Origin of the sequence: Streptomyces sp. SA15 (genome assembly GCF_002291145.1) — a bacterium.
In the GTDB taxonomy this organism is placed as follows: domain Bacteria; phylum Actinomycetota; class Actinomycetes; order Streptomycetales; family Streptomycetaceae; genus Streptomyces.
On the sequence record NZ_NTGE01000188.1, the window covers coordinates 23,986 to 37,117 of the forward strand.

Annotated in this window: 12 protein-coding genes; 9 read left to right on the forward strand and 3 right to left on the reverse strand. The window is 70.6% G+C overall.

Annotated elements, in window-relative coordinates:
* Positions 1-4 precede the first annotated feature (4 nt).
* Both CLM62_RS40105 and CLM62_RS40115 read left to right on the forward strand, forming a co-directional pair.
* Positions 5-1,501, forward strand: a complete 1,497-nt coding sequence (locus CLM62_RS40105; protein WP_095754812.1) for an aldehyde dehydrogenase family protein — start codon at positions 5-7, stop codon at positions 1,499-1,501.
* A gap of 1,001 nt (positions 1,502-2,502) precedes the next feature.
* Entirely contained in the window at positions 2,503-3,303 is an 801-nt protein-coding gene (locus CLM62_RS40115; RefSeq protein WP_095754813.1) for an alpha/beta fold hydrolase, read from the forward strand.
* Positions 3,304-3,335: 32 nt separating this feature from the next.
* On the opposite strand, the gene CLM62_RS40120 is transcribed toward CLM62_RS40115, so the two are convergent.
* On the reverse strand, positions 3,336-3,731 hold the full coding sequence (locus CLM62_RS40120; protein ID WP_095754814.1) for a nitroreductase family deazaflavin-dependent oxidoreductase: 396 nt from the start codon (positions 3,729-3,731) through the stop codon (positions 3,336-3,338).
* Complete coding sequence (locus tag CLM62_RS40125; RefSeq protein WP_095754815.1) at positions 3,731-3,910, reverse strand: DUF397 domain-containing protein; 180 nt, start codon at positions 3,908-3,910, stop codon at positions 3,731-3,733. The genes CLM62_RS40120 and CLM62_RS40125 overlap by 1 nt, the downstream gene beginning before the upstream one ends.
* A gap of 302 nt (positions 3,911-4,212) precedes the next feature.
* Here CLM62_RS40125 and CLM62_RS40130 point away from each other — a divergent pair, with 302 nt between their 5' ends.
* The 5 genes from CLM62_RS40130 (at position 4,213) to CLM62_RS40150 (ending at position 7,786) form a co-directional block, all read left to right on the forward strand.
* On the forward strand, positions 4,213-4,491 hold the full coding sequence (locus CLM62_RS40130; RefSeq protein ID WP_143659234.1) for a hypothetical protein: 279 nt from the start codon (positions 4,213-4,215) through the stop codon (positions 4,489-4,491).
* Positions 4,492-4,672: 181 nt separating this feature from the next.
* Positions 4,673-6,262, forward strand: coding sequence for a peptidoglycan-binding protein (locus CLM62_RS40135; protein ID WP_095754817.1), 1,590 nt, complete (start codon positions 4,673-4,675; stop codon positions 6,260-6,262).
* A 142-nt stretch (positions 6,263-6,404) separates the two neighbouring features.
* Positions 6,405-6,797 (forward strand): type VII secretion target, encoded by a 393-nt coding sequence (locus CLM62_RS40140; protein ID WP_179382428.1) that lies wholly within the window; start codon positions 6,405-6,407, stop codon positions 6,795-6,797.
* 43 nt (positions 6,798-6,840) lie between these two features.
* Positions 6,841-7,362 (forward strand): protease inhibitor I42 family protein, encoded by a 522-nt coding sequence (locus tag CLM62_RS40145; RefSeq protein WP_257004368.1) that lies wholly within the window; start codon positions 6,841-6,843, stop codon positions 7,360-7,362.
* A gap of 13 nt (positions 7,363-7,375) precedes the next feature.
* A complete protein-coding gene (locus tag CLM62_RS40150; RefSeq protein WP_095754820.1) occupies positions 7,376-7,786 on the forward strand; it encodes a hypothetical protein in 411 nt (136 codons plus the stop codon).
* A 9-nt stretch (positions 7,787-7,795) separates the two neighbouring features.
* On the opposite strand, the gene CLM62_RS40155 is transcribed toward CLM62_RS40150, so the two are convergent.
* Entirely contained in the window at positions 7,796-9,337 is a 1,542-nt protein-coding gene (locus CLM62_RS40155) for a CehA/McbA family metallohydrolase (protein WP_095754821.1), read from the reverse strand.
* 156 nt (positions 9,338-9,493) lie between these two features.
* Here CLM62_RS40155 and CLM62_RS40160 point away from each other — a divergent pair, with 156 nt between their 5' ends.
* Together CLM62_RS40160 and CLM62_RS40165 are read left to right on the forward strand one after the other, a co-directional pair.
* A complete protein-coding gene (locus CLM62_RS40160) occupies positions 9,494-10,414 on the forward strand; it encodes an LLM class F420-dependent oxidoreductase (RefSeq protein WP_257004369.1) in 921 nt (306 codons plus the stop codon).
* A 68-nt stretch (positions 10,415-10,482) separates the two neighbouring features.
* Positions 10,483-13,068: a bifunctional FO biosynthesis protein CofGH gene (locus CLM62_RS40165; protein WP_095754822.1), complete on the forward strand. Its 2,586-nt coding sequence runs from the start codon at positions 10,483-10,485 to the stop codon at positions 13,066-13,068.
* The last annotated feature ends 64 nt before the right edge of the window (positions 13,069-13,132 follow it).

Sequence of the window (13,132 nt, forward strand, 5' to 3'; positions counted from 1 at the left end):
TCAGATGACTGCTCAGGTGACTGCTGAGGGGCAGCGGCTGTTCGTCGGTGGTGCCTGGGTGGAGCCGGACGGCGGTCACTACGAGGTCGTCGACCCGGCGACCGAGGAGACCGTCGGCTGGGCGCCGGAGGCCTCGCGGGATCAGGTGCACGCGGCCTGTGCCGCGGCCCGCGAGGCCTTCGGGCCGTGGTCGCGTACGACGCCCGAGGAGCGGGCGGCCGTACTGGCGCGGGCCGCGGAGATCATCGGCGGCCGGCTGGAGCCGTACGCGGAGCTGGCCCGGGCGGAGACCGGAGCGACCACGGCGACGGCGCGGCGTATGCAGGTGGGCGTGGCCGCCGCCCGCTTCCGGCGGTACGCGCGCGTGGAGCCCGCCGAGTGGGCGATACCGCCGCAGATCAACGAGGCCGGGCCGATGGGTCGGGCGGCGGTGATGGGCGCGCTGGCCGTGCGGCAGCCGGTCGGGGTCGTCACCTGCGTCACGTCGTACAACAACCCGTGGGCGAACCCGGCCGGAAAGGTCGCCCCGGCGCTGGCGATGGGCAACACGGTGGTGGTGAAGCCGGCCCCGCAGGATCCGCTGTCGGTCTACCGGATGGCTCAGGCGCTGGAGGCGGCGGGGGTGCCGCGGGGGGTCGTGAACGTGGTGTCCGGCCGCTCGGTGGAGGTCGGCGAGGCGGCCGTGGAGTCGCCGGACGTGGACATGGTGAGCTTCACGGGCTCCACGGCGGTCGGGCAGCGGATTGCCGAGGTCTGCGGCCGGGACATGAAACGCCAGTTGATGGAGCTGGGCGGGAAGGGGGCCGCGGTCGTCTTCGACGACGCGGACGTCGGCTCGGCCGTGGCCGGGATCGGTACGACGTTCTCGTTCTACTCCGGCCAGATCTGCACGGCGCCGACGCGGGTGCTGGCCCAGCGCGGTGTGTACGACCGGCTGGTCGAGCAACTGGCGGCGTACGCGGGCCGGTTGAAGGTGGGCGACCCGAGGGAGCCGGACACGGTGGTCGGGCCGGTGATCTCGGCGGCGCACCGGGACCGGGTGGAGTCGTACGTGGAGCTCGGCCGGAAGGAGGGGGCGGTGGTGGTCGCGGGCGGCGAACGGCCGTCTGCGTCCAAGGCGTCCAAGGTGTCCGAGGTGTCCGATCGGGGCTTCTACGTCGCCCCCACCCTCCTCGCCGACTGCACGAACGACATGCGGGTGGCGCGGGAGGAGATCTTCGGGCCGGTGGTCGTCGTCATTCCCTTCGAGGAAGAGGAGGAGGGAGTGGAACTGGCCAACGACACCGACTACGGGCTCATCGACTACGTCTGGTCGGCGGACGTCTCCCGCGCCTTCCGGGTGGCGAGGCGGCTGCGGGCCGGCGGGGTGGGGGTGAACACGGTCGGCCGCAACATGGAGGCGCCGTTCGGGGGGTTCAAGAGGAGCGGGGTCGGGCGGGATGTGGGGTCGTATGCACTGCATGCTTACAGCGAGGTGCAGGCGATCGTTTGGCCGGGGTGAGGCGGGCCTGCGCGGTGCCAAGGATCTGGGCGGCAGGTAGCTTCGGGGAGGCGTTGAAATCGAAGCCTTCCAAGGTGGCCTGCTGCTCGAACTTGGCCTTGCGCAGGCGGCGTTCGAGGGCGACGGTCTCGCGGCGGGGGATCTCGTCCTGGCAGTTCCTTCCTCGGCGTCACCGCTGTCCTGGTCGTCGTGGACGTTGCCCAGCATCTGGGTGGGGATGCCGGCGGCGTTTGGCCCTCTCTTGCGAATGCCCTCGGTACTCCACGATCACGGTCGCCAGTGCGGCGACCTGGGCCAAGGCCCCTGCCCAGCTGGCGATCAGACCTGCCGTTGGCTGGTTTTCCTGAGTTGCTTGGGCAACTGAATGCTGTGCGGCCTCGGCAGGGGCAGGATCGAGGGCGGCCCCTCGATGGCCTTGCGGTTCGGCTGGGGGAGGAGGTGGTTCCTCTGCAGGGGGCTGTTCGCCCGGCGACTGCTCCTCAGGGGGCTGTTCCGGCGATGGTTGCTGCTCTGTTGGTGGCTGCTCTGGGCTCGGCGTGACCGGCGGGGTCGTGGTGGTCGGCGGGGTCGTGGTGGTCGGCGTCGAGGGCGGGCTCGTCGTCGGCCCTCCCGGCGACGGCGACGGCGAGGGCGACGGCGAGGGCGAGGGGCTCGGCGACGCCGGAAGATTGATCGCCACCGTCACGGTGAACAGACCACCGATCGTCAGCACCGACCCCGCCAACGCCAGCGCAAGGCTGAGAAAGAGCATGGTGCTCCGCATATACAGCACGGCCAGCGAGCCATCGCGATCCAGTGGCGACATGGCGATCACTATAGGAACCATCTGCTCTGTATCGATTACACAGCGTTACGCGTGTCGAGGGTCTACGACCGCGCGGCTTCCTCACGTCATAAGGAATGGTCACGTTGCGTCGCAGGGGGAACCAGCCGGCCGCTCGCCGCAGGGCTTGGCCAATATCGTCTTGTTGCCGGACCAGCCGTCGGGGCAAAGTCGTCCCATGGAGTCCATGGTGCGGGTCAAGGGTGGCGAGGTCTGGGCGGATGACACGGGTGCCGGCACGGGTGCGGGCACGGGCGGGGAGGGTCCTCCGGTGGTTCTGCTGCATCCCGGGATCGCCGATTCGCGGGTCTGGGACCCGGTCGCCCCGGCCCTCGCCGAGCGCCACCGTGTGATTCGGTACGACGCCCGCGGCTTCGGTCGGTCGCCGAATCCGACGGTGTCGTACTCACTGGCCGAGGACCTCCGCGCCGTTCTGGACCACTTCGGCGTCCAGCGGGCCGTGCTGGTCGGGTCGAGCATGGGCGGGGCGACCGCGATCAGTGGCGCGCTGGACGAGCCGGACCGGGTCGCCGGGCTGGTCCTGCTCGTGCCGGGCGTGACCGGGTACCCCGACCTGGAGGATCCCGAACTGACCGCGAAGATCGGCGAGTTGGCCACGGCTGGGGACATGGACGGCCTCGTCGCCCTGTCCCTGAGCGCCTGGGCGGCGGCCGGCACGCCCCCCGACGCCGAGGCCGAGGCGCTGCTGCGGGCGGCGATCCCGGCCTGGTTCACGACGTACGGCCACGAGACCGAGGACCCGCCCGCCTTCCCGCGTCTCGGCGAACTGTCCCTGCCCTGCACCCTGCTCCTCGGCGAGAAGGACCTGCCCCGCACGGTCCGCTGCAACGAGGCCATGGCCGAAGCGATCCCCGGCTGCCGCCTCGTACGCCTGCCGGACTGCGACCACCTGCCGACGCTGCGGGCGCCGGAGACCGTACGGGAGCTTGTGCTGGAGGTGTGTACGCGGGTGCGGTGACGGGGCAGGCCGTCCGTTACTCGCCTACTCGCCTACTCGTCCAGGTCCACCCGCACCGTCAGCAGCCCAGCCCCCACCACCCGCACCGCCGCGCTGTTGAGCCGGGGCAGAGCGCGCAGACGGGCGACGGGGTCGTCGTCGGGGAGGAGATGGGCCGTTCCGGTGTGCCAGTGGCCCCGGATGCGGACGCGGACTCTCGGGTTCGCCTTGATGTTGCGGACGTACTGGGACCGTTCGCCGAACTCGGAGACCAGCCAGAAGGAGTTCCCGACCCGGCGCCCGCCCACTGGCGTTCGGCGTGGCAGGCCGGAGGTGCGGCCGGTGGTCTCCAGGAGGGTCTGGGTCGGCAGGCGGCGCAGGACCGGGTTGCCGATGCGGCGCTGGAAGGCCGTGACCGCGCGGTACTTCGTCTCGAATGGGCGGGACATCATTTCGACGCTTTGAGGGTGTCGAGGAGGGCGCCGAAGGCGATGGGGGTGGTGGTGAGGACGGTTCGGGTGGGGTCGGCGCTTTCGGTGACGTGGACGGTTTCGGAGGTGGCGGATATGTGGACGCAGGCGTCGCCTTCCTGGCAGCAGGACGACTTCTGCCAGCGGTGCCAGGACATGTCGGCTCCCTTACAGGTTCTGGGCGATGGTGTGGATCAGATCCCGGGATTTCTCGGGGCTGAGGGCGGTGGCTTCCACGATGTCGAGGAGGTTCCGGTACTTAGGTACCGCCCGGTTTCGCGGACCGGGACGGCCCCGCGCCCCCACTGGACACGGAAGACGGCCGTGGACTGCACCTGGTCCGTTCCTGCGCGAACGCGTGGGGCGCGTCGGTGCTCCGGGGGCTGGGCGCGTCGAAGGCCGGCAAGCTGCTGTGGGCCGAGTGCGGGGGCGGGGCGGTGACGTGGTGAGTGGAGCCGTTGTGAGCGTGGGTGGCGGCTGGGGAGCGATGCCCCTCCCGGAGATCCGGACCGTGGACGACCTGCGCAGTGCGCTGAGCCGCTACGGCTTCCCGGGCGACCGGGAGCGGTTCGAGAAAGAACTGGCGGTGGCCGTAGGAGCCTCACCAACCGAAGACTTCGCGGGCGCCGCCGCTGTCGTCCGGGTCTACCGGCATCGGATCCTGATCAGGAACTCACCCGAGATCATGGCGGCCCTGGAAGATGCGCGCGCCGGAGGCGGCGGCACGTGGCCTTCTTGATGAGCTCCCCACCCTGCGCCTGATCCTCCAACGCTTCCTACGGCCCGACACGCCGGCCTGACGACGCTCTCACGGGGATGCTGTGGGAGCCGTGTGCGTGGCTTGTGATCTTCATACCTATGCACTCGGCACCGTGTTAGCGTCCCGCGGGCGTGATCATGACGGGGGAACGGGGCCGGCGATGTCAGGAGTCTTGCGGCGGGTCAACGAGTCCGCGGCCGAGCGTGCCGAGCGGCTGGCGGGGCTGAGTGAGCGGATGCTGGCGGCCGGGAGCAAGAACGAGCTGCTGGATCTGATCGAGCAGGCGGGCGCAGAGCCCCGGCCGGAAGGTGATCCGGGGACCTTGGAATCGCTGGGCAGGCGGTATCGCGACCAGCTCGACGAGACCATGGGCTTGCGCGACCGGGTGGAGAGGGTGGCCCGCAAGGGGCTGCCGGAGGTCTGGGTCGGCGACACGAGTGTCCTCGCCTCGGACGCGGTGAGTGCCGTGTCGCGGGCCGTGTCGGACATGGCGGAGGCGTTCGAGGGCGGTTTCAGGGCGCTGATCGTCCTGGCCGACGCTATCTCGGAGGCCCAGAACCAGGACAGCGAAGGCCGGGGGAAGCTGAAGCAGGCGCTGGATGCGATCGGCAGAGACCGCGAGGGCTTTTTCGACGAACTGCGGGAGAACGACGAGGAGGAGTGGGACCGGAAGAACGCCGCCCACGACGCCTCCTACGGCGTCGGTCTGATGCGGAAGGCCGTCCTCGCCGCCGGCGAGGCCCGCCGTATCGCGGCCCGGGACCTGAACAAGTGGGCTGCCGAGGCCCGTGCCGGGAAGATGGACACCGACGAGCTGTCCCCGGTCGACCGTCTCATGCTCGCCGACGCCAGCGGTGTGAAGGGCGAGGCCGAGTACAACGAGATCCTCACGGCTGGTGAGCTGGAGCGCTCGGGGCGGGCCATGGAGAACCTTCCGGCGGCCGATCGGGCCCGGATGGAGCTGCTCATGGCGAACACGTCGTCCCCGCAGGAGAAGGCGTACCTGATGAAGGCTCTCGCCGCGGGGCGCAGCGTCGACGAGATCGACGAGTTCGCCTTCAAGATCCAGGGCAAGGACCCGGCGTGGCTGCAGCGGCACCTGTCGCCGATCACCACCGAGGGCGACAGCCTGGACGACGAGGGGACGAACCCCAACGGGTCCAGCGTCAACACCGACGACCAGACGTTCAACGGCCAGAAATGGATCCAGGGCGGCGACGGCTCGGAGGGCACCTGCGTGGCCTCGTCCACCGTCACCGCGCGCGCCATGGTCGACCCCCTCTACGCCCTCGAACTCACCGGCGGACCCAGCGGACAGGAGGACGACCCCGACGCCTTCCGGCAGCGCCTGGTGGAGGAACAGCACCGGCTGCACACGGAGGGCGACGGCGGCGAGAACTGGACCGGCATGGGCCCCGAGGGGCAGGAACGCATCGCCGACGACGCCATCGGCGGCGCCACCGGCGAGGACTACCAGCGCCACGACATGAACAGCGCCGACGAGCGCAGGCAGGTTCTGACCGAGGTCGAGAAGGCGGTCGCGGAAGGGAAGCCGGTCCCGGTCGACGTCAAGAGCGACGACGGCGCCCACGCGATGACCATCATCGGCCAGGAGGGCGACATGCTCCAGATCTACAACCCCTGGGGCACCACCACCTGGGTCAGCGAGGACGACTTCATCAACGGCGACATGGGCAAGGCGTCGAACGGTGAGCTCGACGACGCGTACAGCGTCTACGTCCCGCAGTAGGAGAGCAGGCCGGAAGGGCTGCGCGGGGATGGTGTGGCAGCCGCGTGCGGGGCGTGTGAGCGGCGGACATCCGCGCCACCGCCGCGTGTTAGCCTCCCGCCGACGTGATCAACGGGGGATACGGGGAAGGCGGGGGATGACGATGACTTCTGCACAGGACTCCACGTCCGCGCGGGACTTCTCGGTACAGAAGAGCGGACTCACCGGCCAGGCGAAAGAGCTGAACGGCGCGGGCGACGACGCGGGGAAGATCCGCGCCGCGATCGACTCCAGGGCCTGCTACGCGACGGAGACGCTGGGCGGCGCCGACTCCGCGGAGGCGTTCAACTCCTACGCCGCGGCCTGGGCAGCGGAGGCCCGCACGATCGAGGACGCACTGCACGAGCTCGCCGACAAGGTCCACCTCGCCAAGGGGGCGTACTCCGGCAGCGACGGCCTCGTCGAGACCCGGGTCAGCAGCGTGAACGTGGCCGACAGCGAAATGACCACGATGCCGACCTTCGCCGAGCGGCCCTCGGTTCTGTCCCAGTACTGAGGGACAGGGACAGGGGCAGGGACAAGGAAGCGAAGAGCGAACAGTGAACTCAACGATGCGTGCGGCGTCCACCTCCCGGAGCAGGGCGGTGGTCACCGCGGTCGCGCTCCTCGCCCTCGCCACGGGGTGCGCCACGGGCAGCGACGAGCCCGAAAAGCCCGGCACGCCCACAAGCCACCCCACCCAGGACAGCAGCATCTCCGCCGAGGTCGGCGAGCGCTTCACGCTCACCGTCGAGGAGAACGCCTCCACCCGCGAGCACTGGTACCTGGGCGACCCCGAGCCCGACACCTCGGTGGTCCGCAGCCAGGGCAAGAAGAGCGAGTCGGACTCCGGCGACGAGCCGGTGCCCGGCGCCGGCAGCAGACTCACCTTCACCTTCGAGGCCACCGGCAAGGGCAGCACAGAGATCGTGCTGATGCACTGCACGTTCGCCACCACCTGTGAGGGAGACGGCAGCGGCACGCCCTCACCGGAGCCGGAGCCGGAGCCGACACCGACGCCGAGCGCGTCCGCCACCCCCTCCGAGCCCGAGCGGGTCACCTACACCGTCACCGTCAGCTGAGCCGAGGCCCGCGATGAACACGACCTCCGATCACCCGTCCTACACCGACGACGAACTGGCCGAGTTCGACGTCACCGTGCTTCTGCGCTACGGCCTCACCGCAGCCCCCGGCCCCCGTCGCACCGCCCTCTTCGGCGACGGCGCCGCGGCCGCCGCCGTGATCCTCGACCGCCTCGGCACCCAGCCGCGCTCCGTGGCCTTCCTCGCCGAGGTGGTCCGGGCCGGGGGCCTGGCGTACGCGGCGGAGCTGCCCGAGCCGTTGCCGCGCCCCGAGGCGGCAACGGTCGTACGCGACTGGCTGGAGGCCGCCACGCAACTCGCGGCCGGCGCCCCCGCCGACGAGGCGGCGGCCCGCTGGCTGGGAGCCGTCGCGACGATCATCGAGGTGAAGCACCTGACGAGGGCGCGCACGGCGCGGAACTGACCGAGTACGTCAGTCGACGCCTCGCCCCAGAAAGATCGGATTGGTGAACGCCGCCAACGCCCCCGGCAGCGGCCCCGCCGCCGTCTCGTGCCGCAACTCCGCACGGACGTACGCCGCGTAGGAGGGCGTCGTACGCCACTCGACCACCCCCGCCCCTGCCACCGGCAGCGGCGCGCTGGTGAACAGCACGCCCTGGTCGGTGACGAAGCGGACCGTGCAGCGCGGGGCGCCGGTGACCTCCAGGCGAGCCGTGACCGGGGTGTCGCGGTCGACGGGCAACCGCTCGCCGATACCGGCGTGTTCACCCCGCCCACCCGACACCGTGAAGGCCAACGAGACGTTCTTCGACTCGGCCACATACGACCGTCCCGCCCGGATGCCCTCCTGAATCGCCTCCCGCGTCAGGTCGTCGGCCAGGACGACCGTTTGCGGGGAGCCGACCGGGTCCGGATTGCGGTGCGCGTCGCTGTTGCCCATCGCCGGGATCCAGTCGCGGCCGCCGTCCCGCACCGACGCCACCAGCATGCCGTCCCAGTCCGCCAACGCCACCTCGTCGTCCGGCGTGTAGGGCCCGTTCCACACCTCGACCGCGTCCGCCTCCCCGAAGCCGAACTTCCAGTTGCAGCCGATGCAGGTGGCGTGCGGGTGGGCGGGGACGACGAGTCCTCCGGCACGGCGGATCTGGCGGGCGAAGCGGCCGAAGCGGTTGTCGCGGGCCCGGTAGCGCCAGTCGACGAAGGTGCCCGGGTCCGTGCCCAGCGCCACCACGTGGCCGTTGCGCGTCGTGACCTCCTCGCCCATCAGGACCAGCAGGTCGTCGCCCGCCACGTCCGCCCAGTGGGCGTGCGCCGCGTGCGTGTTGTGCTCCGAGGTGTTGATGAAGTCCAGCCCGGCGGCTCGGGCCAGCGCCCCGATCTCCGCCGGGGTGCGGCGGCCGTCGGAGTACCAGGAGTGCAGGTGGCAGTCCCCTCGGTACCAGGCGCGGCCCCGGCCCTTCGCACGGGAGGGCGGGTAGGCCGGCCGTACGGCCTCGCCCTGCTCGCCGTAGGTGAGGGTGATGGTGATCTCGTACGACAGGCCCTGCGGGGACACCGTGTACGGGCCGAGCGCGATGTGCCAGGTGCCTTCGCGCACCGGGCCCGGGATGTAGCCCGGCGTCGCGTCGTCCGCGCGGAGGAAGAATTCGGTCCGGGCACCTCCCGACCAGCCACGGAAGCCCTTCCCGCCCAGCTCGGTGCCGCGTTCGTCGAAGATGCCGATGTCGAGGGCGTTGCCGGGCGTGCCGGTCGGGACGGACGGGCGGTCGTAGGTGTAGGCGACCTTGATCTCTCGTACGCCGGAGGGGACTTCGAGGGGTACGTACACGAAGTCGGGCGAGCCGGCGGGCAGGGTGCCGCGCACCGTCTTCGTCTGCTGGTCCCCGTCCGTCCCGTCCGTCCCGTCTGCCGCTGAAGCGAAGCTCACGCTTCCCAACGTAAGCGCGGCGGCGGCTCCCGTCACGAACAGTGCGCGTCCTCCGATGCTGTGGTGGACCTCGTTGTCGTCACACATGCCCCAACCGTGCCGGACGCGTGTGAACTGCCGTGGAAAGTAAGGAGAATTGGCGTCCTGGTCGTGCTTCTCAGCCGATTCCGACGCGCCGCCCCCCCGATGAGATGCCGACCAGTCGGTATGGACAGATCCGGTGTGGCCGGGTACAGATGAGCCATGCGTATCTCCGTGACGGTCTTCCTCACCGACGAGACGATCACCCCGACCCGGCTCGCCCGTGAGCTGGAGCAGCGTGGGTTCGCCGGGCTGTATCTGCCCGAGCACACGCACATCCCCGTCGAGCGGACCAGTCCCTACCCGGCGGGCGGCGAACTGCCCCGCGAGTACGGCCGTACCCTCGACCCGTTCGTCGCGCTCGGCCAGGCCGCCGCCGTCACCGAGCGGCTCGGCCTCGGCACCGGCATCACGCTGGTCGCCCAGCACGACCCGATCGACCTCGCCAAGCAGGTCGCGACGGTCGATCACCTCTCCGGCGGACGGTTCACGTTCGGCCTCGGCTTCGGGTGGAACGTCGAGGAGGCCGCCGACCACGGTGTGGACTGGCGTACGCGGCGGGAGCTCGTGCGGGACCGGATGGCGCTGATGCGCGCTCTGTGGAGCGAGGAGCCGACCTCCTACGAAGGCGAGTTCGGGAGTGTCCGGGCCAGCTTCGCGCATCCCAAACCCGCACAGAAGCCGCGCGGCCCGGTCGTCGGTCCGCGCACGCTGGTCGGCGGGGCGGCCGGGCCGAAGCTGTTCGCGCACATCTGCGAGTACGCCGACGGGTGGCTGCCCATCGGCGGGCGGGGCCTGTCGGAGTCGCTGCCCGCCCTGCGTGCCGTGTGGACGGACGCCGGTCGTGACCCCGAGGCGTTGCAGGTCGTCCCGTACGCCGTCCATCCGAACCCCGGCAAGCTGGCGTACTACGCCGAGCTCGGCATCGAGGAGGTCGTGGTGCAGTTGCCGCCGGCGGGGGAGGCGGAGGTGCTGAAGGTGCTCGATGACTATGCCCGTTATCTAACTGATGGTCGTTATCTAACCGATGGTCGTTATGTCACCAATGCTCGTGATGTCACCGATACTCGTGGCACCGTGTAACGGCCTGCCCTCGTGGACGAATCGGCGGTGCCTGCCGGGTCTGATCACCTCGCTCGTATGCTCGAAGGATGACGACTTCCGTGACCTCCGGAACCGGCCCCACCGAGAACTCCATGCGTCGCGCCCTCAAACGCGCGCGGGACGGCGTCGCCCTGGATGTGACAGAAGCGGCGGTTCTGCTACAAGCCCGCGGTGAGCACCTGGACGACCTCACCGCCTCCGCCGCCCGGGTACGGGACGCGGGCCTCGACGCGGCGGGCCGCCCCGGCGTCATCACGTACTCGAAGAGCGTCTTCATCCCCCTCACCCGGCTGTGCCGGGACAAGTGCCACTACTGCACCTTCGTCACCGTGCCCGGCAAGCTGCGCCGCGCCGGGCACGGGATGTTCATGTCCCCCGACGAGGTCCTGGACATCGCCCGCCGCGGCGCCGCCCTCGGCTGCAAGGAAGCCCTGATCACCCTCGGCGACAAGCCGGAGGAGCGCTGGCCCGAGGCCCGGGAGTGGCTCGACGCGCACGGCTACGACGACACCATCGCGTACGTCCGCGCCATCTCCATCCGGATCCTGGAGGAGACCGGCCTGCTGCCCCACCTCAACCCCGGGGTGATGAGCTGGACCGACTTCCAGCGGCTCAAGCCCGTCGCGCCCAGCATGGGCATGATGCTGGAGACGACGGCGACCCGCCTGTGGTCCGAGCCCGGCGGCCCGCACTACGGCTCCCCGGACAAGGAGCCGGCCGTACGCCTGCGGGTCCTGGAGGACGCCGGCCGCTCCTCCGTCCCCTTCACGTCCGGTCTCCTCATCGGGATCGGCGAGACCTACGAAGAGCGCGCCGAGTCCCTTTTCGCCCTGCGCCGCGTGTCCCGGTCGTACCACGGCATCCAGGAACTGATCATCCAGAACTTCCGCGCCAAGCCCGACACCGCGATGCGCGGCATGCCGGACGCGGAACTGGACGAACTGGTCGCCACGGTGGCGGTGGCGAGGCACATCATGGGGCCGGCCGCCTGCCTCCAGGCGCCGCCCAACCTCGTCGACTCCGAGTACGAGCGCCTCATCCGCGCCGGTATCGACGACTGGGGCGGGGTGTCTCCGCTCACCATCGACCACGTCAATCCGGAGCGGCCCTGGCCGCAGATCGAGGAACTGGCGGAGAAGTCCCGGACGGCCGGTTTCGAACTGCGGGAACGTCTGTGCGTGTACCCCGAGTTCGTCCAGCGCGGCGAGCCGTGGCTCGACCCGCGGCTGCGTCCGCACGTACGGGCGCTGGCGGACCCGGAGACGGGCCTGGCCCGCCCGGACGCGACCGTCGAGGGCCACCCGTGGCAGGAACCGGACGAGGCCTTCCAGCCCACCGGCCGTACGGACCTGCACCGCACCATCGACACCGAGGGCCGTACGTCCGACCGCCGCGACGACTTCGACGAGGTGTACGGCGACTGGGGCGCCCTGCGTGAGGCGGCCGCCCCCGGCATGGTGCCGGAGCGCATCGACACGGACGTACGGCAGGCGCTGGCGACGGCGGCCGACGACCCGACCCGCCTCACCGACGAGGAGGCCCTCGCGCTCCTCCATGCCGACGGCCCGGCTCTGGACGCACTCACGCGCATCGCGGACGACGTACGGAAGTCGATGGTCGGCGACGACGTGACGTACATCGTCACGCGGAACATCAACTTCACCAACGTCTGCTACACGGGCTGCCGCTTCTGCGCGTTCGCGCAGCGCCGGACGGACGCGGACGCGTACACGCTGTCGCTGGACCAGGTGGCCGACCGGGCGCAGCAGGCGTGGGAGGTGGGTGCGGTCGAGGTGTGCATGCAGGGCGGCATCCATCCGGACCTGCCGGGGACGGCGTACTTCGACATCGCGCGCGCGGTGAAGGAACGCGTGCCGGGGATGCATGTACACGCGTTCTCGCCGATGGAGGTCGTCAACGGCGCGACGCGCACCGGGATGTCCATCCGCGAGTGGCTGACGGCGGCGAAGGAGGCGGGCCTCGACTCGATCCCGGGTACGGCGGCCGAGATCCTCGACGACGAGGTCCGCTGGATCCTGACCAAGGGCAAGCTGCCCACGGCGACCTGGATCGAGGTGATCACGACGGCGCACGAGGTGGGCATCCGGTCGAGCTCGACGATGATGTACGGACATGTGGACCAGCCCCGGCACTGGCTCGGGCATCTGCGGACCCTCGCTGGTATCCAGGAACGGACCGGCGGCTTCACGGAGTTCGTGACACTGCCCTTCATCCACACGAACGCGCCCGTGTACCTGGCGGGAATCGCCCGCCCCGGCCCGACGACGAGGGACAACCGGGCGGTCACGGCCATGGCCCGCCTCCTCCTCCACCCCCACATCCCCAACATCCAGACCAGCTGGGTGAAGCTGGGCACGGAGGGCGCGGCGGAGATGCTGCGCTCCGGGGCGAACGACCTCGGCGGCACGCTGATGGAGGAGACCATCTCCCGCATGGCCGGCTCCTCCTACGGCTCCTACAAGTCGGTCAAGGACCTGATCGCGGTGGCGGAGGCGGCGGGCCGCCCGGCACGTGCGCGTACGACGCTGTACGGGGAGGTGCCGGAGGAACGGCAGCGGGCGGCGGCCGTGTCGGACGGGCATCTGCCGGAGCTGTTGCCGGTGTTGGACTGAGGCGGGCCGGGGGGCTGGTTGGAGAGAGGCCACCCGCAGCCTCCCAGTACGATGATCGGACCCC

What these genes read in the sequence shown, in the direction of transcription:
- CLM62_RS40105 (WP_095754812.1), top strand. Translation starts at nt 5, where the DNA reads ATGACTGCTCAGGTGACTGCTGAGGGGCAGCGGCTGTTCGTCGGTGGT.
- CLM62_RS40115 (WP_095754813.1), top strand. Translation starts at nt 2,503, where the DNA reads ATGGAGTCCATGGTGCGGGTCAAGGGTGGCGAGGTCTGGGCGGATGAC.
- CLM62_RS40120 (WP_095754814.1), bottom strand. Translation starts at nt 3,731, where the DNA reads ATGTCCCGCCCATTCGAGACGAAGTACCGCGCGGTCACGGCCTTCCAG.
- CLM62_RS40125 (WP_095754815.1), bottom strand. Translation starts at nt 3,910, where the DNA reads ATGTCCTGGCACCGCTGGCAGAAGTCGTCCTGCTGCCAGGAAGGCGAC.
- CLM62_RS40135 (WP_095754817.1), top strand. Translation starts at nt 4,673, where the DNA reads ATGTCAGGAGTCTTGCGGCGGGTCAACGAGTCCGCGGCCGAGCGTGCC.
- CLM62_RS40140 (WP_179382428.1), top strand. Translation starts at nt 6,405, where the DNA reads ATGACTTCTGCACAGGACTCCACGTCCGCGCGGGACTTCTCGGTACAG.
- CLM62_RS40150 (WP_095754820.1), top strand. Translation starts at nt 7,376, where the DNA reads ATGAACACGACCTCCGATCACCCGTCCTACACCGACGACGAACTGGCC.
- CLM62_RS40155 (WP_095754821.1), bottom strand. Translation starts at nt 9,337, where the DNA reads ATGTGTGACGACAACGAGGTCCACCACAGCATCGGAGGACGCGCACTG.
- CLM62_RS40160 (WP_257004369.1), top strand. Translation starts at nt 9,494, where the DNA reads ATGCGTATCTCCGTGACGGTCTTCCTCACCGACGAGACGATCACCCCG.
- CLM62_RS40165 (WP_095754822.1), top strand. Translation starts at nt 10,483, where the DNA reads ATGACGACTTCCGTGACCTCCGGAACCGGCCCCACCGAGAACTCCATG.